This is a genomic window from Buttiauxella sp. WJP83 (genome assembly GCF_027594725.1).
Classification (GTDB): domain Bacteria; phylum Pseudomonadota; class Gammaproteobacteria; order Enterobacterales; family Enterobacteriaceae; genus Buttiauxella; species Buttiauxella selenatireducens.
The window spans coordinates 555,987-576,434 of record NZ_CP110080.1 but is presented as its reverse complement, the minus strand read 5'-3'; the positions used below and the strand labels follow the sequence as shown (position 1 = coordinate 576,434).

Annotated in this window: 16 protein-coding genes; 7 read left to right on the top strand and 9 right to left on the bottom strand. The window is 51.6% G+C overall.

Features of this window, described 5'->3' with window-relative positions:
- The first annotated feature begins 90 nt into the window (after positions 1-90).
- Both ygjG and OH773_RS02725 read left to right on the top strand, forming a co-directional pair.
- Positions 91-1,488 (top strand): putrescine aminotransferase, encoded by a 1,398-nt coding sequence (ygjG, locus tag OH773_RS02730; protein ID WP_270142778.1) that lies wholly within the window; start codon positions 91-93, stop codon positions 1,486-1,488.
- 107 nt (positions 1,489-1,595) lie between these two features.
- The gene (locus OH773_RS02725; RefSeq protein ID WP_270142770.1) at positions 1,596-2,564 is read left to right on the top strand and encodes a hypothetical protein; all 969 of its coding nucleotides are present in this window, start codon (positions 1,596-1,598) and stop codon (positions 2,562-2,564) included.
- Positions 2,565-2,597: 33 nt separating this feature from the next.
- Here OH773_RS02725 and lsrG read toward each other — a convergent pair whose 3' ends face one another.
- The 6 genes from lsrG to lsrA are packed head-to-tail and all read right to left on the bottom strand — an operon-like array spanning position 2,598 to position 8,329.
- Positions 2,598-2,891 carry a (4S)-4-hydroxy-5-phosphonooxypentane-2,3-dione isomerase gene (lsrG, locus tag OH773_RS02720; RefSeq protein ID WP_183270731.1) on the bottom strand — a complete coding sequence of 98 codons (294 nt, stop codon included), beginning with the start codon at positions 2,889-2,891 and terminating at the stop codon, positions 2,598-2,600.
- Positions 2,888-3,778 carry a 3-hydroxy-5-phosphonooxypentane-2,4-dione thiolase gene (gene lsrF, locus OH773_RS02715; RefSeq protein WP_270142767.1) on the bottom strand — a complete coding sequence of 297 codons (891 nt, stop codon included), beginning with the start codon at positions 3,776-3,778 and terminating at the stop codon, positions 2,888-2,890. Before lsrF ends, lsrG begins: the two co-directional genes overlap by 4 nt.
- 10 nt (positions 3,779-3,788) lie before the next feature.
- Positions 3,789-4,808 carry an autoinducer 2 ABC transporter substrate-binding protein LsrB gene (gene lsrB / locus OH773_RS02710; protein WP_270142765.1) on the bottom strand — a complete coding sequence of 340 codons (1,020 nt, stop codon included), beginning with the start codon at positions 4,806-4,808 and terminating at the stop codon, positions 3,789-3,791.
- A 6-nt stretch (positions 4,809-4,814) separates the two neighbouring features.
- Positions 4,815-5,819 (bottom strand): autoinducer 2 ABC transporter permease LsrD, encoded by a 1,005-nt coding sequence (lsrD, locus tag OH773_RS02705; RefSeq protein WP_270142763.1) that lies wholly within the window; start codon positions 5,817-5,819, stop codon positions 4,815-4,817.
- Positions 5,820-6,851, bottom strand: coding sequence for an autoinducer 2 ABC transporter permease LsrC (gene lsrC, locus OH773_RS02700; RefSeq protein ID WP_270142761.1), 1,032 nt, complete (start codon positions 6,849-6,851; stop codon positions 5,820-5,822).
- Positions 6,848-8,329 carry an autoinducer 2 ABC transporter ATP-binding protein LsrA gene (lsrA, locus tag OH773_RS02695; RefSeq protein WP_270145655.1) on the bottom strand — a complete coding sequence of 494 codons (1,482 nt, stop codon included), beginning with the start codon at positions 8,327-8,329 and terminating at the stop codon, positions 6,848-6,850. The genes lsrC and lsrA overlap by 4 nt, the downstream gene beginning before the upstream one ends.
- A gap of 230 nt (positions 8,330-8,559) precedes the next feature.
- Here lsrA and lsrR point away from each other — a divergent pair, with 230 nt between their 5' ends.
- Positions 8,560-9,531: a transcriptional regulator LsrR gene (gene lsrR / locus OH773_RS02690; RefSeq protein ID WP_270142759.1), complete on the top strand. Its 972-nt coding sequence runs from the start codon at positions 8,560-8,562 to the stop codon at positions 9,529-9,531.
- A 31-nt stretch (positions 9,532-9,562) separates the two neighbouring features.
- Positions 9,563-11,143: an autoinducer-2 kinase gene (lsrK, locus tag OH773_RS02685; protein WP_270142757.1), complete on the top strand. Its 1,581-nt coding sequence runs from the start codon at positions 9,563-9,565 to the stop codon at positions 11,141-11,143.
- A 28-nt stretch (positions 11,144-11,171) separates the two neighbouring features.
- Here the strand turns inward: lsrK and OH773_RS02680 are convergent, their stop codons facing one another.
- The gene (locus tag OH773_RS02680) at positions 11,172-12,560 is read right to left on the bottom strand and encodes a carbohydrate porin (RefSeq protein WP_270145652.1); all 1,389 of its coding nucleotides are present in this window, start codon (positions 12,558-12,560) and stop codon (positions 11,172-11,174) included.
- 661 nt (positions 12,561-13,221) lie between these two features.
- Here OH773_RS02680 and OH773_RS02675 point away from each other — a divergent pair.
- Positions 13,222-15,240 carry an oxidoreductase gene (locus OH773_RS02675; protein ID WP_270142755.1) on the top strand — a complete coding sequence of 673 codons (2,019 nt, stop codon included), beginning with the start codon at positions 13,222-13,224 and terminating at the stop codon, positions 15,238-15,240.
- On the opposite strand, the gene rlmG is transcribed toward OH773_RS02675, so the two are convergent.
- Complete coding sequence (gene rlmG, locus OH773_RS02670) at positions 15,237-16,373, bottom strand: 23S rRNA (guanine(1835)-N(2))-methyltransferase RlmG (protein ID WP_270142753.1); 1,137 nt, start codon at positions 16,371-16,373, stop codon at positions 15,237-15,239. The two genes, OH773_RS02675 and rlmG, sit on opposite strands and share 4 nt — an antisense overlap.
- A gap of 107 nt (positions 16,374-16,480) precedes the next feature.
- Here rlmG and OH773_RS02665 point away from each other — a divergent pair, with 107 nt between their 5' ends.
- The gene (locus OH773_RS02665) at positions 16,481-16,981 is read left to right on the top strand and encodes a M48 metallopeptidase family protein (RefSeq protein ID WP_270142751.1); all 501 of its coding nucleotides are present in this window, start codon (positions 16,481-16,483) and stop codon (positions 16,979-16,981) included.
- A gap of 25 nt (positions 16,982-17,006) precedes the next feature.
- On the opposite strand, the gene OH773_RS02660 is transcribed toward OH773_RS02665, so the two are convergent.
- Entirely contained in the window at positions 17,007-18,647 is a 1,641-nt protein-coding gene (locus tag OH773_RS02660) for a glycerone kinase (RefSeq protein ID WP_270142749.1), read from the bottom strand.
- Positions 18,648-18,782: 135 nt separating this feature from the next.
- Here OH773_RS02660 and OH773_RS02655 point away from each other — a divergent pair, with 135 nt between their 5' ends.
- Positions 18,783-20,285, top strand: coding sequence for a helicase HerA-like C-terminal domain-containing protein (locus tag OH773_RS02655; RefSeq protein ID WP_270142746.1), 1,503 nt, complete (start codon positions 18,783-18,785; stop codon positions 20,283-20,285).
- Positions 20,286-20,448: the final 163 nt, after the last annotated feature.

Below are 20,448 nucleotides of genomic sequence, written 5' to 3'. Positions count from 1 at the left end.
TCCTGATTTTGCTTAGGGGAAGCGAAGTGGCGTATTCCCTGCAATACTTATTTCGTGTATCGCGTGATACGTCATCCCCAGGAGCACATTTTGAACAGGTTACCTACCAGCGCTTCGGCTCTTGCCTGCACAGCGCACGCTCTCAACATCATCGAAAAGAAGTCACTGAGCCATGAGGAGATGAAAGCGTTAAACCGAGAGGTTATCGATAACTTCCAACAGCATGTTAATCCGGGTTTTCTTGAGTATCGCAAATCAGTGACCGCCGGCGGGGATTACGGAGCCGTAGAGTGGCAAGCGAGCAGTTTAAATACGCTTGTCGACACCCAGGGTAAGGAATATTTAGATTGTCTGGGTGGGTTCGGCATTTTTAACGTGGGGCACCGTAATCCAACAGTGGTATCCGCCGTACAGCATCAGCTCGAAAAACAACCCCTGCACAGTCAGGAGCTGCTCGACCCCTTACGGTCAATGCTAGCCAAAACCCTTGCGACCCTCACTCCGGGTAAACTCAAGTACAGCTTCTTTAGCAACAGCGGTACAGAATCAGTTGAAGCGGCGATTAAACTCGCCAAAGCCTATCAATCTCCACGCGGGAAATTTACCTTTATCGCCACCAGTGGCGCGTTTCATGGCAAATCTCTCGGGGCATTGTCTGCAACCGCAAAATCGGCTTTCCGTAAACCGTTTATGCCGTTGCTGCCGGGCTTTAGACATGTACCGTTTGGCAATATCGACGCGTTACGCACAATGCTCAGTGAGTGCCGTAAAACGGGTGATGATGTCGCAGCCGTGATCCTTGAACCTATTCAGGGAGAAGGCGGCGTCATTATCCCACCGGTCGGGTATTTAACGGCGGTTCGTCAGCTTTGCGATGAATTTGGCGCACTGCTAATTCTCGATGAAGTGCAAACCGGTATGGGACGTACGGGTAAAATGTTCGCCTGCGAACACGAAAACGTACAGCCTGATATTTTATGCCTCGCCAAAGCACTCGGCGGCGGCGTGATGCCGATTGGCGCGACCGTTGCGACAGAAGAAGTTTTCTCTGTGCTGTTTGATAATCCTTTCCTGCACACCACAACTTTTGGTGGCAACCCGTTAGCCTGTGCGGCGGCTCTTGCCACAATCCATGTTCTGCTTGAGCAAAATCTTCCCGCTCAAGCACAACAGAAAGGACAACTGTTGATGGATGGCTTCCAGGCCCTGAAACGTGAGTTCCCGGAACTGGTAGTTGATGCGCGTGGGCAAGGTTTGTTGATTGCCATCGAGTTCAGCGACAACGAAATTGGCTATAACTTTGCCAGTGAAATGTTCCGCCAGCAGGTGCTGGTCGCCGGGACGCTCAACAATGCGAAAACCATTCGTGTCGAGCCACCGCTGACTATCACGATTGAGCAGTGTGAACATGTGCTGGGCTGTGCGAGGAAGGCGCTAGCCAGTCTGAGAGTCACGCAACCGGAAGTCGTCGAAACAGAAGAACATTGATCCTAAAAAACACAGAGGGGATAAACCTGCCATTTATCCCCTTCTTTTTAGTTTTACGTTATTGCTGTAAAATCGCATGAAATTTTTCTCACGTGGTTATGATTTTTATGCGCTATTTCTTTCTGGAATGGGTTAATGATTTTGAAAAGATGATGCTTGACTCATTAGCAAAAGAATATCCTGTTCTTCAGATCAATCGAATTATGCGCCGCTTCAAATCAGTGAATAAATGGCTTCCCGGCGCACAGCTAAAAAAAATGCATAAGAAAATACACTGTGCCAGACGTTTTTCTGCAATTAATAAAGACGATGTGATTGTTTGCAACGGTTACAGCGTATTTCCTTTTCTGGATTACGTGGAAACCATGCCATGTAAGAAAATACTCATTCTGCGTGACTCTGTTGAAGCCCTGACCAATAAGCGCAGAACGCTAGGGCAGCTTGGTCAAAATCAGGATTATATTGAAACCGTCAGGCCGGTATTCGATATTATTTTCAGTTTTGACCCACAAGACAGTAAGACCTACGGGCTGACTTACATCCCGCAGTTTCTGCCATTTACCTGGAAACAAATTCAATCCATTAGCCATTCAGCGCACACCATTGAAAATCGTTGCTTTTATGTGGGTGGCTACCAATCAGAAAGAGTTTCGCTGATAAATGAAATCACGCCGTTGTTAAATGAATGCCATTGTGATACTGATTTCTATTTAATGGATAAATACAACAACCATAACTATCCATCGAACTGCACAAATATAAAATTGAGTTACCACGAGAACATAAAAAAACTAAACCAATCGCGCTTTGTTCTTGAAATAAACAAACCAGACCAGACAGGGCTAACACTCCGCGCCGTAGAAGCATTAGTCTTCAATAAACAATTAATCACTAATAACCAGGCCATCAAAGCACAGGAGTTTTACCATCCCTCTCGTTGCTTTATCTATGATGGAAATAACCAACAAGAACTTAAACAATTTTTACTCACGCAACCCATCGCTGTTCAGCCTGAAATTGCCTGGAAATACAGTGCTGACGGTATGCTGGAAACGCTGAAAAAACATGTCGCGTGACATTTGCAGGCGGGTTCACACCCGCCATATAAATCACCCCGGCAACAGCCCCACAAAACTTCTCTTCTTACGCGGTTCAGACATCATCCCATCCAGCCTTTCCACACAGGCTAGATAGTGCGGCGTTTGCTTATGCGCCAGCACCGCCTCATCGTTTTGATAAGCCTCGTAGATGAAAAATCTCGTGGCAACCTCCGGGTCTTGCAGCACATCAAAACGCAGATTACCCGGCTCCTTAATTGAGCCTTCGTGATTGGCGCGGAACACATCCATAAATTCATCGACCCGTTCCGGCTTAATGTTAATTTCCACCAGCGTCACGTTCATGATTTGCCTCCATGATGTTTCTCATCCAGCCAGAACTGATACGCCTCTCGGACGGAGACATTCTCATGCACCACCTTTTTCACCGCTTTGAGCATGGCGAGAGGCGCGTCAGACTGGAAGATATTGCGCCCCATATCTACACCCGATGCCCCCTGGTCGATGGCTCTGAAACACATATCCAGCGCCTCTTGCTCCGGCAATTTCTTGCCCCCAGCGATAACAATCGGCACCGGGCAACTGGAGGTAACTTTCTCGAAACCCTCTTCAACAAAATAGGTCTTCACAAATTGCGCGCCAATTTCGGCCGCGATGCGGCTCGCGAGAGAAAAATAGCGCGCATCCCGCGCCATCTCTTTGCCTACACCCGTGACCGCAAGGGTTGGAATGCCATAGCGCGTGCCTTCGTCCACCAGCTTAATGATGTTATTGATCGACTGATGCTCGTACTCGCTGCCGATATAAATCTGTGCCGCGACCGCGCAGGCATTCAGCCGTAGCGCATCTTCCATCGTCACCGCCACGCTTTCACGCGACAGTTCGCTAAGGATGGAATTGCCGCCTGATGCACGCAACACCACTGGTTTATTGGTAGCGGGCGGCACGACGCTGCGCAAAATTCCACGCGTACACATCAACACATCGGTTTCGGGAAACAGCGGCGCGATGGACAAATCAATGCGCTCAAGGCCAGTTGTCGGCCCCTGGAAATATCCATGGTCAAACGCCAGCATCACGGTACGCCCGGTTTCGGGATTAAAAATCCGCGCCAGTCGCGACTGCATGCCCCAATCCAGCGCTCCGCTCCCCTTCAGGTAAAACGCCTTATTCTCCTGCGGGCGGCCAATGCCGTAATCTTTGCCGTCTCTGATATCGTCAAGATCTGCCATTTTTCCTCCCTCAGAAATCGTATTTACCGATGTTGTCTTTAGTGAACACTACGCGCTCTGGCAGCAATACAATGCCATTGCCTTTCGCTTCATACTGGTAGCCCTGAACGCTATTGGGTTCGACTTTCAGGTTGCCGATTTTCGCCACATCGACGTTATCGCCCACGTTAAGATCGCCCTTTTTCAGCAAGGTATTTGCGACGTTGACCGCAATTTCACCCTGCTGCACGACGTCCCACAGACCAAAAGCTTTCACCGTGCCGCGTTCCACATACGGGCGCATTACGTTTGGCGTACTGAAGCCCACAATGGCGACATCAGTCCGTTTCAGGTTTTCAGCAGCTTGTGCTGCGGCAGGTAATGCATTGGCATCCGGGGCGATGATCGCATCCAGATCCGGATACGCTTTTAAGATCCCTTCAGCGGTTTGCAGGGATTTAGTGGCGTCGTTATAGCCGAACTGGGTCGTGACGATTTCCCACTCAGGATGATCCTTCGCAATTTTCGCCTTCGCCTCTTTTACCCACTGGTTTTGATCCGTCACGGTTGGGCTTGAGTAGAAGAACGCGACCTTAGCAGCAGGTTTGGTCACCTGTTTCGCGGCCATATCCACCAGCATGCCGCCGAGCTGTTGTGGCGTTCCCTGGTTGATGTAAATACTGCGGCATTCGGGTTTGGTGTCGGAATCCCAGGTCAGCACTTTCACCCCACGCTGCATCGCGCGTTTAAGCGCCGGACACAGGCCGTCTGGGGAAACCGCCGAGACAATAATTGCGTTGTAACCCTGGTTCACGAAGTTGTTGATAAGCTGCACCTGGCCGGAAACGCTCGGCTCGGTTGGCCCGTCGTAGGTCACCGGAATACCCAGGTCTTTGCCCGCCTGCATCGCGCCGTTTCCGCCACTGGTAAAGAAGCCCACACCAACCAGTTTTGGGATAAAGGCAATTCTGTCAGCGGCTTGCGCACTCACCGCACCAAAGGCTAAAGCCAACGCACTGAGCTGTAATACGCGTTTTGTTGTCTGCTTCATAATCAATCAAACTCCCGATAGTTTTTTGTGTCCGCGCAAACGACGCCACGCCGTTTGTAGATATTCGCGGTGCAAACTCACCGACCGACCAATGACCACCACAATCAACAGCGCACCGGACAACGCACTCGATACCTGATTAGGTACGCCAGCCATCTGTAAACCTTGTTGCAAATACCCCACTAACAGCGCCGCCAGCGCCGTGCCCAGAATCGAACCGGAGCCGCCGTATATATTCGCGCCACCCAATACTGCCGCTGTTAATGCAGGCATGAGTAAATCGCGCCCGAGATCTGAACGCGCCGAACCGAAGTAAGACACCAGCACGATTGCCGCAATCGCCGAAGCCAGCCCCACCATGCCATACACGCCATATAACGAACCGTTGACCGGCAATGCCGCATAGCGCGCCGCACGTGGGTTTTGTCCAATCAGAAAAATATGGCGACCAAAGCGTGCGCGATGAGCGAGCAGCCAGAACAGAAACGTGATAGCGGCGAACATCAGCAGCGGAATCGGCAGGCCGAAAAGCGTCAGATTGGCAAAATTCGTAAACACATCAGGGAAGCCGCCGATGCCTTCATAACCTGTCGCGCCCGCCATGCCAGAAAGCAGCAGCGCGGCACCACCGAACAGATAAAGTGTGCCGAGCGTGATAACCAGCGGGCTAATACCGGTGTAGTGAATCAAGGCGGCGTTAAACAATCCGCACAGCAAACCGACGCAGAGCGTCAGGATCACGGCAACAGCAATCGGCATTCCCGCCTGCAACATCACACCCAGCGCAATCGCACACAAACCAATCGTGGAGCCGAGGGAAATATCAATGCCACCGCTGATAATCACCAGCGTCAACGGCAGTGCCACAATCCCAATACAGATGAAATCACTGGTGCTAAACAGCAGCATGTTGATATCCAGCATGCGTGGATTAATCGCGCCAAACAGCAAAATCTCCACCACCAGAATCAGTAACAGCGCCACTTCCCAGTTAAGTTTCAGCTTTGTCATTTACGCCACATCCTTCTTCTTACGGGGAAATTGCCGTACGTTTTTTGCCCCTGGCAGTGGCGGTATAAAACGGCTGTATTTCTGCGCCCGTTGGTGACGAGCCAGCGCCTGTCGTAAGCGCCCGTCCAACACCAGCACACCGAGCAACACCAGGCCTGCGATAAAGTCATTCCACCAGGCGGGAAGCTTGAACAGCACTAATACGGTGTCGATTTGGGTGAGGAAGAATGCACCGAGGAACGCGCCAATCACGGTTCCTGTCCCGCCGAGTAATGAAATGCCTCCCAGCACGCAGGCGGCGATGGCTTTCATCTCCAGCCCACTGCCAGTTTGGTTCGGCACGAAGCCAATTTGCGAAGCGAAGATAATCCCGGCGATGGCCGCCAGCATGCCGTTGAAGGTGAAGGCCAGCAGACGAGTGCGGTTTACCGCAACACCGAGTTGCCGGGCGGCGGCAAGGTTATCGCCCGCCGCGTAGAAATCACGCCCGAAAGCGGTTCGCGCCAGCATCCATGCGGCGATCGCCACTAAGACCAGCACCATAAAACCGAGTGGCGAAATACCCAACGCGATAGGTTCAGACAATGATTTCAGGCTGGCGGGCAACCCCTCAATCCATTTGCCACCCGTCCACAACAGCATCGCGCCGCGATAGAGTCCGAGTGTGCCAAGCGTGGCGACAATTGCTGGAATGCGTAACCACACCACCAACACACCGTTAAAGAAGCCAGCCACCGCGCCAATCCCCAAAGCGAACAGCATCGAAACAGGCAAGTCGTAACCACTGTTTAGTGCCACACCCACTGCAATGGCACATAAGCCGACGGTTGATCCCACTGAAACGTCGATGTTGCGTGTCAGCATCACCATCGTCGCCCCTACAGCCAGCAGGATCAGGATCTGCGCGCTGGTGAAGATCATGCTCAGGGTTTGCAGGCTGAAGTAGCTGTGATTGAGCGCCACCAGCACGGCAAACAGAGCGACGATCGCCAGTAGCGCGCTCAGTTCGCGGTTGCGCAGCAATTTCTTCATGCTTTACCTCCGCCAAATGCCATGCTCATCATGCGATCCACCGTGATAGACGGTTGGCGTAATTCCCCGTTCATTGCGCCCTGATGCATCACCAGTACACGATCCGCAAGCCCACTGAACTCGTCGAGATCGGATGAGATCATCAGCACCGCAACGTTTTGCGCCGCCACACTTTTGATCAGTTGATAAATATCCGCCCGCGCCGCGACATCAACGCCCCGTGTTGGCTCATCGATGATCAGCAGCAATGGATTGGCTTCCAGACAGCGGGCCAGCAGGACTTTTTGCTGGTTGCCACCCGAGAGCGTGCGCACGGTTTGTTCGGCATCATTGAGTTTGATCCCCAGCGCACGGTGGTAGCGCTCCACCACCGCGGCTTCCCGTTTGCTTTGCTGCCAGAGACTCGGTTCGTTAAGCGCGACGGTATTCCAGCGGATCGGCGCATCAAGAAAAAGACCTGAAACTTGCCTGTCTTCCGGTAAATAGATAAGCCCGCGATCAAGACGTGACTTGGTGCGATCACCGCTAATCTCACGATTTTCCAGATAGATGCGACCACCGCGTACCGGCCGCAGGCCATACAGTGTTTCTGCTAACTCCGTGCGCCCGGACCCGACCAGCCCCGCAAGCCCGACGATCTCCCCTGCGTACAACTCAAAACTGAGATCGATAAACCCTTCGCCGGTGAGCTCTTCCACGCGTAATACCGGAAAATCTTGCGGCTCGGTGCGTCGATTTCCCGGCAGCGCCAGCCACAGTTTCTGCGTATCACTCAGCGCCTGCTTCCGGTCGACGGGCGTCATGGCATTGATCAACTGTTCATCCAACAGCTGTGAGGTTTGTCCTTGCAGCACCACCGCACCGTCACGCATCACCGAGATATGGCTGGCGATCTGGCGGATCTCAGGCAGTTTGTGCGAGATAAACACAATGCCGACGCCCAGATTTTGCAATGCGCGGATCTGGCGGAACAGGCGCTCAGTTTCCCCTGGCGTGAGTGAGGCGGTCGGTTCATCAAGGATCAAGATCTTCGCTTCGCGCATCAGACCACGCAGGATCTCAACCATTTGCTGGTCGGCCACTTCTAACGTGCTGGCGGTTGCGCCGAGGGGTATCTGGCACTCAAGCTGGTGCATTTTCTCTTGCAGCCGTTTCTCAACATCACTTTTACGCGGCAGACGGAAAAGGATGTTTTCACGCACCGTGAGGTTGGGGAATAACATCGGTTCCTGCGGCACGAGGTAAATCCCTAACTCATGCGCCTGCCCCGGTTTAAGACGCCCAAATGCTTTACCGTGGACCTTCAGTTCACCGCTATCCGCAGTTTCGACCCCGGCGAAAATCTTCATCAGCGTCGACTTCCCTGCACCGTTCCCCCCCAGCAATGCGTGGACTTGCCCTGCATACAGAGCAAAATCAATACCTTTCAGAACGCTTACGCCTGAAAATTGTTTGCTGATGTGGTGAGCTTCCAGCATTGCGGTGGTGTTGGGCATCTTCACTCCACAATTGAACAAAAGAGAATTTGAATTAATAATGTTCAAAAGCGTAGACACAGAGTTATATTTACAACAGGGCAGAGATCACAAAATTTTTAAATAGATCAGCTAAACCATTTGCATCTGAAAATGGTCTTTTTGCCGGGTGCTTCACATTTCTTATCTCGCACCTCCGAACATATGATCTAAATTTTAATAAGAGTTCATCTATGAGCGATAAACGAGCAGCAGAAGAAGGCAAGTTAGCCGCCTTGCCGATGGCAGAAGAAGAATTGCTGGCGCGAGTGGCCTGGTCTTACTACCACGACGGCTTAACCCAGAATGACATTGGTGAGCGACTTGGCTTACCGCGCTTAAAGATTTCGCGCCTGCTGGAAAAAGGCCGTCAGTCGGGGGTCATTCGCGTACAGATTAACTCCCGTTTTGAGGGGTGCCTGGCGCTGGAGACTCAGTTACAGCAGCGTTTTGACCTGAAAATTGCCCGTGTGCTTCCAGCACACAACACGCCGACGATGAACACTCGTTTAGGCATTGGCGCGGCTCAGTCGCTGATGGGGATTCTGGAACCAGGGCAATTATTGGCGGTGGGTTTTGGTGAAGCGACCATGAACTGCCTGCAACATTTGAGTGGGTTTATCGGTTCACAGCAAATTCGTCTGGTGACGCTTTCTGGCGGAGTCGGACCCTATATGACAGGCATCGGCCAATTAGATGCCGCGTGTAGTGTCAGCATGATCCCCGCCCCTTTGCGGGTTTCATCTCCGCAGGTGGCAGAGATTTTGCGCATGGAATCCAGCGTGCGCGATGTGATCCTCGCTGCAACCGCCGCGGATGTCGCGGTGGTGGGTATTGGTGCGATTAATCAAAAGCGCGATGCCACTATTTTGCGTTCCGGTTATATCAGCGAAGGCGAACAACTGATGTACGCCCGCAAAGGTGCAGTGGGCGATATTCTGGGCTATTTCCTGCAAGCGGATGGCGAACTGGTGGAGGGATTGGAAATTCACCGCGAATTGCTTGGCGTGACGCTTGATGACCTGGCGCATCTCCCTACGATTTTGGGTGTTGCTGGAGGGACAGATAAAGCGGATGCGATTTATGCCGCACTGCAAGGTCGCCGTATCAATGGCCTGGTGACGGAAGAAGAGACTGCGCGGGCGGTGTTAGCACTGGCTGATTAACCCCGCGCCATAAGCTGCGGGGATCGTTTTCATGAGTTATTTACTTGCACTGGACGCCGGAACGGGCAGCATCCGCGCCGTGATCTTCGATACGTCAGGCCACCAGATTGCCGTCGGTCAGGCCGAATGGAAACACTTGCGTGTGGCCGATGTTCCCGGCTCCATGGAGTTTGACCTCATCACCAACTGGCAGCTTGCCTGCCAGTGCATCCGCGAAGCGCTGCAAAAAGCGCATCTTCCTCCTGGCGCTATTAGCGCGATTTCCTGCTGTTCGATGCGCGAAGGGATCGTGCTTTATGACAGAAATGGCGACCCGATCTGGGCATGTGCAAACGTTGATGCCCGCGCCAGCCGTGAAGTTAGCGAGCTTAAAGAGATCCACGATAACCAGTTTGAATCCGAGGTTTACCATGTTTCCGGCCAGACTCTGGCATTAAGCGCGATGCCGCGTCTGCTGTGGCTTGCGCATCATCGTCCCGATATTTATCGCCAGGCGGCTACCGTGACGATGATCAGCGACTGGCTGGCGGCGAAACTCAGCGGTGAACTGGCCGTCGATCCTTCCAATGCCGGAACCACTGGCATGCTTGATCTCTCGACCCGCGACTGGCAGCCCGCTTTACTGGATATGGCCGGATTGCGTGCGGATATTCTCTCTCCGGTAAAAGAAACCGGCACCGTGCTCGGCCTGGTCACCCAGGAAGCCGCGCAACAAAGCAGTTTGCTTGAAGGAACTCCGGTCGTGATGGGGGGTGGCGATGTGCAGCTCGGCTGCGTCGGGCTGGGTGTGGTTCGGGCGGGGCAAGCGGCGGTATTGGGCGGCACCTTCTGGCAGCAGGTTGTAAATCTCCCCGCCATCAAAACCGATCCAGACATGAATATCCGCGTGAATCCTCACGTTATCAGTAATATGGTGCAGGCAGAATCCATCAGTTTTTTCACCGGCCTGACGATGCGCTGGTTCCGCGATGCATTTTGCGCGGAAGAAAAACTGATGGCCGAAAGGCTTGGTGTGGATACTTACGCGCTCCTCGAAGATATGGCCGCTCGCGTTCCGGCGGGCTCCCACGGCGTCATGCCGATATTCTCGGACGCCATGCATTTCAAGCAGTGGTATCACGCCGCTCCGTCGTTTATTAATCTCTCCATCGACCCTGAAAAATGCAACAAAGCCACGTTATTTCGGGCGCTTGAAGAAAACGCGGCGATTGTGTCGGCCTGCAATCTTGAACAGATCTCCGGATTTTCGGGTATTCAGTTTGAGTCGCTGGTATTTGCCGGTGGTGGCTCAAAAGGCGCGTTGTGGAGCCAGATTTTAAGTGACGTGACGGGCTTACCGGTGCGCGTCCCCGTCGTCAAAGAAGCGACAGCGCTCGGTTGCGCCATTGCTGCGGGCGTCGGGGCTGGGTTATTTAACAATCTGGCAGATGCAGGCGAGAGACTGGTTCAATGGCAACATGAATTTAAGCCGAACCTGGCGCATCGTGAACTGTATGACGAGATGAAACGCAAATGGATGAAGGTCTATGCCGATCAACTGACGCTGGTTGATAATGGTTTGACAACGTCAATGTGGCAGGCACCGGGGCTGGTAGTACGCCCTCACCCTTAAGGTTTGGCGAGGGCGTTGATGATTCAAATCAGAAGTAGTATTTGAATCTTACGCGCCCGCCATAACGGGTGTTGTCGCTACCTTTGCTGGAATCGTTATCCGCATCGACCCACGACACGTAACTACCGAGATAAATATTAAAGTTCTTCATGCCCATGACGTTCGGGAACAGATAGGAAGAGTGGATGGTGTGGATATCGTAAGTACCCGCATTGGTTATCCAGCAGTCGCTATCGCAGTTTTGTACGGCACTTGTTACATCAAACTTATCAATGTCGTTGTGGGCGTAGATATAGCCGAGCTCGAAATTCTTCCACAGGGCGTTTACGCCTGCGGTAAAGTCGGTTTCATCGGCAGCATCCAGATACGCGGTATTCAGGTTGGCAACGATGCCATTATCCGGATCGGTTTTCTGTCCATTCCACGTCATGGTCAACCCGTAGCCTGTACGGCTTGATTGATCTACCGTTTGGCCGTTTGCATCGACATAACCGTAAGCGTTGTCTACGACCTGCGCTTCCATTGCAGCGGCGACTGAGAAACGCTCTTTTGACCACGCGATAACGGGACGCAGGTAAGCGACATTTTTATCGTTAACCAATTCATTGCCGTGATAAGACTTGTCCTGATACAGCGAAGTCCCATTTTCCAGCAGGGTATTGAGCTCAAAGTACCAGTTGTCGATATTTTTGCTCAGCATGAAATTGCCGCCTGAATCGCTTCGCCCACGCCCTTCTTTCATCATGTAGATGTAGCCGTAACCATCACCATAGAGATCGTTGGCGGTGTTACCGGAATACTCCACAAAAGTATCCTGATTCAGAGGGAACATATCGTAGGCTTCGAAGCGGCCGACTTTCACCTTCCAGTCGTTCTCATGACCAAAGAAGAAAGCCGCATCATCAAGATTCATATGGCCGGTTAAATCGGCTAATGGTTGTACGGTGAATCCGGCGAAATTACCATTTTGCATCCGGCGATACCCATCAAAACCAAGCAGAATACGACCATTAACATCCCAACGCTCATTATTCCCATCAGCCCAATTTGTATTGGCACTGCGACGCATAGACGTCAGGCCATTACTGCGACTGGCGGCGTCCATGTTAAATTCCACATCACCATATATTTTCAAATCGCCATAGCCGGTTAATGTTAATTTTGGCGACTTATTATCGGTTGAACTATCAACCGATTGCTCACTGACGACCGCTACCGGTGCGGTGGCCTGTACCGGTTGCGGTTTAGATTTAAGTTGTTGAATTTCTGCTTCTGCATTAGAAGCCCGCTGCTCTGCGGCTTGTAAGCGTTGTTCTAATTGATTAAGACGTTGTTCAAGTGCGCTTTGCTGGCTTGATGCCATGGCTCCTGTAGATAACATTGCGCCCACAAAAAGTGCCAGTGTTTTTATTTTCACATCCATACTATGTCCTTATAATATTCATTATTAAATAGCCCCTGCCAATGTATTAAGCAAACACATCAGCAATGGCGTTCAAACCAGGGTTATTTATAAGAGGTACTCAACAAGAACATAACAACTTTAATTCACCGACACCCAGGCAAATAGTAAATATATTATCCGCATCACATTCATATTTGTAAAAATAGAAAATACGAACCATATATATTTATATAAAATATATATCTGTGCCGATATATAATATTACCAATCATTTTTCGGCAATTTATGAATTAAAAAACGTAAATTCATAATTCATCGCGATCGCCGTTAATGTTGGAGGTGTGAGCAAGAAAACGAAAGAACTTTGAATCCCGTCACAATCATTTGATCCCTTTTTTCCCATAAGCGCCGTAGCCCGCTAAATTACTAACTCATCCGACCACATAATAATAATGACTCTACCCAATGGATTTCGAGTTGTAGGCAGGCGGCCAGAGAAAGAGTCCCGATGAGCTTACTCAAGTAAGTGATTATTAGGCCCACTAATGGACCTAACCCCTTCGGGGCCGCTGCAGGCAGCGTTCAAATCTGCTTTTAGCAGATTTGTCGGGTGATTGAACGCAGCCAACGCACATACAACTTGAAAGACGACGGGTATATGCAGGAAGAAAATATGAGCTATCCATCGCTGTTCGCCCCGCTAGACCTGGGTTTCACCACGCTGAAAAACCGTGTGCTAATGGGTTCGATGCATACCGGACTTGAGGAACACCCAAAGGGTGCCGATCGTTTAGCGGCGTTTTATGCTGAGCGCGCACGCCACGGTGTTGCGCTGATTGTCACAGGCGGTGTCGCACCTTCACCTTCGGGTGTTGGCGTAGAAAGCGGCGCGGTACTCAATGATGTCAGCCAACTGGCCAATCATCAGGTTGTCACCGATGCGGTGCACCGCGAAGGCGGAAAAATTGCCCTGCAAATCTTGCACACCGGGCGTTATAGCTACCAGCCAAACCCTGTTGCCCCTTCCGCAATTCAGGCACCGATCAACCGTTTTAAACCCCATGCCCTGAGCCATGAAGAGATCCTGACCCTGATTGAAGATTTCGCCCAATGCGCAAACCTTGCGCAGCTTGCCGGATACGATGGCGTCGAAATTATGGGTTCCGAAGGCTATTTGATTAACCAGTTTTTGGCAGCAAGAACCAACCAGCGCGATGACGAATGGGGCGGCGATTACGCAAGACGCATGCGTTTTGCGATAGAAGTCGTACGGGCGGTGCGTGAAAAAGTGGGGACGAATTTTATTATCATCTATCGCCTGTCGATGCTGGATTTAGTCGATGGCGGTGGCACGCTTGATGAAGCTATACAGCTTGCTAAAGCGATAGAAAAAGCAGGTGCCACATTAATTAACACCGGCATTGGCTGGCATGAGGCGAGAATTCCAACCATCGCTACGCCGGTTCCACGCGGGGCGTTTAGCTGGGTAACACGCAAACTCAAAGGCGCGGTGACGATCCCACTGGTCACTACCAACCGAATCAACGATCCACAAACCGCTGAGAACATTGTTGCGAATGGCGACGCCGATATGGTGTCAATGGCGCGCCCCTTCCTCGCCGACGCGGAGTTTGTATCCAAAGCCCAGCAAGGGCGCGAAGATGAAATCAACACCTGCATCGGTTGCAATCAGGCGTGCCTCGATCAGATTTTCCTCGGCAAAGTGACGTCATGCCTGGTCAATCCACGCGCCTGTCATGAAACTAAAATGCCGATTATCCCGACGATGGTGCATAAAAATCTGGCGGTCATCGGTGCTGGTCCTGCGGGCCTGGCCTTTGCGATTAATGCCGCAGGGCGTGGTCACAAAGTGACATTATTTGATGCCGGCGCCGAAATTGGCGGCCAGTTTAATATCGCCAAACAGATTCCTGGCAAAGAGGAATTTTACGAAACGCTGCGCTATTACCGTCGCATGCTGGATTTAACAGGCGTTGAGGTTCGTTTGAATCAATACGTCACCGCGCCCATGCTCGAAGCATTCGACGAGATTATTCTTGCCTGCGGTATCGAACCACGTTTGCCGATTATTGAGGGCATCGCACACCCTAAAGTCTTGAGTTATATCGATGTTTTGCGTGAGAAAGCGCCAGTGGGTAACCGTGTAGCGATTATCGGGGCTGGCGGTATTGGCTTTGATACCGCGATGTATTTAAGCCAGGAAGGAGAATCCACCAGCCAGAATATCGCCGAGTTTTGTGTGGAATGGGGTATCGACACCAGCCTGCAACACGCGGGTGGCCTGCGTCCTGAAGGTGCTCAGTTGCATAAAAGCCCGCGCCAGATTGTGATGCTGCAACGCAAAACCAGTAAACCTGGTGAAGGACTAGGCAAAACGACGGGGTGGATACATCGCACGACGCTTTTGGCGCGTGGTGTAAAAATGCTGGCAGGGGTAACTTACGAACGCATTGACGATGAAGGGCTGCACATCACGGTAGGTGGAGAGCCGCAAACACTAAACGTGGATAACGTGATTATTTGCGCCGGACAAGATTCGCGCCGTGAACTGGTTGAGCCATTACAAGAACGGGGGAAAACCGTGCATTTGATTGGTGGTGCGGATGTAGCGATGGAACTGGATGCCCGACGCGCAATCGCGCAGGGCACCCAGTTAGCGCTGGAGATTTAGCGGTGACGACCGAGTTTTACCGCTTTTAAAACAACGAACTTTTTGTTGGTCGCAACCGTATCGCAGTTACCGAAGATCTTCTTCAGTTTGTGATAGTAGTCCAGATGGCGGTTAGCAACGATGTACAGCTCACCGCCATTTTGCAGGCAACGACGCGCATGGTGGAACATTTCCCACGCAACCTGGTCAGTCAGTGAATGCTGCTGATGGAACGGCGGGTTGCACAGGATCGTGTTAAAACGATACGGCTCAACGCCCGACAGCGCGTTGTTAATCATAAACTCGCAGCGCTCCAGGTTTTCCGGCATGTTGAATTCAACGTTCTTGTGGCTTGACGCCACCGCCATCGGTGATTCATCAACAAAAACAACCTTCGCTTCCGGGTTTTGTTCAAGCAAATGCAGGCCAATCACGCCGTTACCACAACCTAAGTCGACGATCTCGCCTTCCAGGTTTGTCGGTAAATTCTCAATGAAGAAGCGTGCGCCGATATCCAGACCGGTACGAGAAAAGACGTTCGCGTGGTTGTGAATCGTCCACGGCGTGCCTTCCAGTTTCCAGCTCAGGGTTTCTGCGGATTCTTTCAGCACTGGTGCATTGAAAGTACAGTTGATCAGACGAGCCTTTTTCCAGGCCAGAGTGGTCGTGGTCGGTCCAAGGATCTTTTCAAACAACTCGATGGTTGAATTGTGAATATCACGCGTTTTCGCACCCGCTATAATACGGGTTTCCGGTGTGACCACGGCGTGCAGTGCGCGCAACTGTTGTTCCAGCAAGGCCAGCGTTTTAGGGATCTTAATCAGAACGACTGCCGGTGCTTCCGGATATGTTGCGGTGCTATCAAGGAACGTGACGCTGGACTCAACGATGTTGTTCTCACGTAAATTCTCACGGATAGCCAGTTCGCTCAGATACGAGTCGCTGATGCTATACGGCTTGTGTTCAGCCAGCACGCAAGAAAGCGCCCCGAAGTTATCGTTGAAAATCAGGACCGGGCCACTGATTTCGATTTCGTCCAGTTGCTGCAGTAAGTAGTCATCCGCAGCTTCCCACGCCTGTAGTGGGTTAACGTCATCCGTTTCTGGAAAACGTTTTAGTGTCAGTGAACGGAAACCGTTGTCTAATTGGCTCATCGGCCCTCCTGGATGGTAAAATTTCGGCGTAATCCCCGAATGGGGGCGTGAGTATACCCTTTTTTTTCCAAACTGCCTTTTGAAAGACGTCAAGCAAGTGAGAACGAATGAGCAAATTAACTTACCTACAAGGCTACCCGGAGCATTTGCTCTCCCAGGTTCGGACTCTGATTGCTGAACAACGTCTGGGGGAAGTGCTGCAAAAACGGTATCCCGATACCCATAGCATCACCACGGATAAAGCGTTGTATGCCTGGACGCAGGACCTTAAAAACCAATTCCTGCGTAATGCGCCACCGATCAACAAAGTGGCTTACGACAGCAAAATTCATGTGCTGAATAATGCGTTGGGTTTACACACGGCGGTGTCCCGCGTTCAGGGAAACAAGTTAAAAGCTAAAGCTGAGATTCGTGTGGCAACGGTCTTTAAAAATGCACCGGAAGCCTTTTTGCGCATGATCGTGGTTCACGAACTTGCGCACCTGAAAGAAAAAGATCACAACAAAGCGTTTTACTCGTTGTGCTGCCATATGGAACCGCAATATCACCAACTGGAGTTTGATACGCGGCTGTGGTTGACGCAGATGGCCTTGAACGGGCAAGCATAATAAACCGGGGAATTCCCCGGTGCCGTTATTTTTCAAGCCCTGCAAAGACCGCTGCAATTGCCACAGCGCCTGGGTCTTTCACCCCTTTCAGGTTCTCGCTGTTCACATATGACGAGCGCCCGGCATTGGCTTTTTGCATTTGCGCGGTGGCATCAGCGCCCTGTTGCGCGGCCTTCACCGCAGCGCTCAGGTCGCTATTTTTGAAGGCTTCCAGCGCAGGCTGTAACGCGTCAATGAGCGTGCGATCGCCCAGATCTGCTCCACCGTAGCGTTTCATTTGTGCCAGACCAAATAACAGCGCATCCGCAAGCGGCTGCTTTTTAGCCACTTTTTGCCCGCTGGCGGTAAAGAAAATAGACATCAGCACGCCGCTTGAACCGCCCATCACCGTTGCCAGTCTCTCCCCGATTAACTCTAACAACGCAGCGCTATCATTGAGTGGCAGTTTGCCATCCTCATTGAGCTGCGCGATATCCCTGGCACCTTGCGCAAATGTGGAGCCGGTATCGCCATCCCCCACTTTCGCATCCAGCGAATTCAACGCTTTTTCTTGCTCGATAAGCGTATGCGTAATGTTTGCAACCAGCGCTTTGACATCCGCGTTTTCCGACGGTTTCGCCGATAACGCTGTACGTACCACACTGTGTTTTTGCATCGGCATCGCGTGGAGTTTCACCAGCGGACACCAGCCTGCCGTTTCCACATCGGCATGCAAGGCTTTGATAAACGTCTCATTGAGCACAATGGCTGAAAGTGAAAACCCTTTCATATCCAGCGCGGTAACCAGCGGTGCCGGGCCAATTAAATAGTCGATTTGATCCTTTAATTCTGAATGCACGAGCTCTTTGGTGAGCAGAGCCATTTCCAGAGGCGAAACGCCACCAAGATTGTTAATCAGCACTGCGAGCCTTGCATCAGTGCCGGTCTTTTTACGCAAATGTTTCACAAGCGTGGCAATCGTCTTCTGGCTGTTTTGGCTATCCAGCGTGCTGGCTCCGGGTTCACCGTGAATCCCCAGCCCTAACTCGATATGTCCGCCTTTGATACGCCCTTCTTCCTCATCCTGGTCCGGCAGATTGCAGGTTTGCATGGCAACACCCATGCTGGCAATGCTGTCGCAGACACTTTGCGCAATGTCTCGAACATCACTCAAAGACTTCCCCTGCTCTGCGGCAAAGCCCGCAATTTTGTGTACCAGCACGGTTCCGGCAATCCCACGAGGCTGTTTGTTATCGGGCAGAGAAATATCGTCCCCCACAACAACCATCTCGACTTTCAGGCCGTGTTTTTTGGCCTTCTCCGCTGCCAGGCCGAAATTCAGACGGTCGCCCGTGTAGTTTTTGACAATAAGCAAGCAGCCTCTGTCCCCCGTGACCGCCACAATCGCGTTTAACACGGCGTCCACACTGGGTGACGCAAACAGGTCTCCGCAAACGGCAGCGGTTAACATCCCTTTGCCAACAAACCCTGCGTGAGCCGGTTCATGACCCGAGCCACCGCCTGAAATAATCGCGACTTTGCTTTTGTTCCAGTCTTTGCGTACCACCACGCGGATGGCGGGATCGGTCTCTAAACGGCTCAGATTACGAAAACGAGAGCTGATGATGACGCCTTCGATGGCGTCGTTGACCATTTGATTACGGTCATTAAAGAAGAATCTGGACATAGTTTCCCAACAATAAGTAATACATATGCAAAGCATAGCCTTTGCTGCGAGGACTGCCGCAAACCAGGATTTTGGCTGATGACGTTCTGTATGCAATTGCTATGCTTATGGAAATGTCGCCACAGGGAAATCATCATGACTGCACCGCTCCTGGTTGCCAGAACCACTGAACAAGAACTGCATTTGCTGCCCGGTATGGCAAACCGCCACGGGCTGATAACCGGTGCGACCGGCACAGGCAAAACGGTGACGCTGCAAAAACTGGCTGAGTCATTTTCAGAGATTGGCGTACCGGTGTTTATGGCGGATGTAAAAGGTGACCTCACCGGTATTGCGCAAGAAGGTGTGGAGTCTGAAAAGCTGCTCGCACGACTGGCAAAAATTGGCGTGACGGACTGGTCACCGCACAATAATCCGGTGGTGTTGTGGGACATTTTTGGTGAGAAAGGTCATCCGGTTCGCGCAACAGTATCTGACCTTGGTCCATTGCTCCTTTCACGCCTGCTCAATCTCAACGAGGTACAAGCGGGCGTGTTGCAAATTATCTTCCGTATTGCTGATGACCAGGGGCTATTGCTGCTCGATTTTAAAGATTTGCGCGCCGCGACGCAGTACATCGGTGATAACGCTAAATCATTCCAGAACCAGTACGGCAATATCAGCAGCGCTTCGGTTGGCGCTATTCAACGCGGGCTGTTGCAGCTTGAACAACAAGGTGCCGAATATTTCTTTGGCGAACCGATGCTGGATATCAAAGACTGGATGCGTACCGACGCCAACGGTAAAGGCGTTATCAATATTCTGTCAGCCGAAAAGCTTTATCAGATGCCGAAGCTGTATGCCGCCAGTTTGCTGTGGATGCTTTCAGAAATCTATGAACAGTTGCCAGAAGCCGGCGACCTGGAAAAGCCCAAATTAGTGTTCTTTTTTGATGAAGCGCATCTGCTGTTTAACGATGCGCCGCAAGTTCTGCTGGATAAAATCGAGCAGGTTATTCGCCTGATTCGCTCCAAAGGGGTTGGGGTGTATTTCGTTTCCCAAAACCCGTCGGACATTCCTGACACTATTCTCGGGCAGTTAGGTAATCGTATCCAACATGCGTTACGTGCCTTTACGCCAAAGGACCAGAAAGCGGTAAAAACCGCCGCGCAAACCATGCGGGCAAACCCTAAATTCGACACCGAGAAAGCGATTCAGGAGTTGGGAACCGGCGAGGCGCTGATCTCTTTACTGGATGAAAAAGGCAGCCCAACGGTCGTTGAACGCGCCATGGTGATAGCACCTTGTTCACGCATGGGGCCTGTCACCGACGACGAGCGTAACGGGTTACTCAATCATTCTGCGCTGTACGGTAAATACGATGAAACTGTCGACAGGGAATCCGCCTATGAGCGCTTACAGCAAGGTGTTCAGTCAGCGGGTGAACAGCAAAATGCACCGCCCGCAAAAGGCGAGTCGGTTGCGGTTGATGGCGGTATTCTTGGCGGGCTGAAAGACATTCTGTTTGGTACGACTGGGCCACGAGGCGGCAAGAAAGATGGCGTGGTGCAAACCATGGCGAAAACTGCTGCACGCCAGGTGACGAATCAAATTATTAGGGGAGTGTTGGGGAGTATTATGGGTGGGAGAAAACGTTAATAATACCCTTCATACTTCAAGTTGCAGCGGTGTTGGCTTCACTCACAAACCCCAGTCACTTACTCAAGTAAGCTCCTGGGGATTTGCTCCCTTGCCGCCTTGCTGCAACTCGAATTATTTTGGGTATAGCCTCTATACCCAAGCTGATTCAAATAAAGACGAC

Excerpts from the sequence above, each read along its gene's own strand:
- lsrK (WP_270142757.1), top strand. The coding sequence starts at position 9,563 with ATGAGTTATTTACTTGCACTGGACGCCGGAACGGGCAGCATCCGCGCC.
- lsrF (WP_270142767.1), bottom strand. The coding sequence starts at position 3,778 with ATGGCAGATCTTGACGATATCAGAGACGGCAAAGATTACGGCATTGGC.
- lsrR (WP_270142759.1), top strand. The coding sequence starts at position 8,560 with ATGAGCGATAAACGAGCAGCAGAAGAAGGCAAGTTAGCCGCCTTGCCG.
- OH773_RS02675 (WP_270142755.1), top strand. The coding sequence starts at position 13,222 with ATGAGCTATCCATCGCTGTTCGCCCCGCTAGACCTGGGTTTCACCACG.
- OH773_RS02655 (WP_270142746.1), top strand. The coding sequence starts at position 18,783 with ATGACTGCACCGCTCCTGGTTGCCAGAACCACTGAACAAGAACTGCAT.
- rlmG (WP_270142753.1), bottom strand. The coding sequence starts at position 16,373 with ATGAGCCAATTAGACAACGGTTTCCGTTCACTGACACTAAAACGTTTT.
- lsrG (WP_183270731.1), bottom strand. The coding sequence starts at position 2,891 with ATGAACGTGACGCTGGTGGAAATTAACATTAAGCCGGAACGGGTCGAT.
- OH773_RS02665 (WP_270142751.1), top strand. The coding sequence starts at position 16,481 with ATGAGCAAATTAACTTACCTACAAGGCTACCCGGAGCATTTGCTCTCC.
- lsrA (WP_270145655.1), bottom strand. The coding sequence starts at position 8,329 with ATGCTGGAAGCTCACCACATCAGCAAACAATTTTCAGGCGTAAGCGTT.
- lsrC (WP_270142761.1), bottom strand. The coding sequence starts at position 6,851 with ATGAAGAAATTGCTGCGCAACCGCGAACTGAGCGCGCTACTGGCGATC.
- OH773_RS02660 (WP_270142749.1), bottom strand. The coding sequence starts at position 18,647 with ATGTCCAGATTCTTCTTTAATGACCGTAATCAAATGGTCAACGACGCC.
- OH773_RS02725 (WP_270142770.1), top strand. The coding sequence starts at position 1,596 with ATGCGCTATTTCTTTCTGGAATGGGTTAATGATTTTGAAAAGATGATG.
- lsrB (WP_270142765.1), bottom strand. The coding sequence starts at position 4,808 with ATGAAGCAGACAACAAAACGCGTATTACAGCTCAGTGCGTTGGCTTTA.
- lsrD (WP_270142763.1), bottom strand. The coding sequence starts at position 5,819 with ATGACAAAGCTGAAACTTAACTGGGAAGTGGCGCTGTTACTGATTCTG.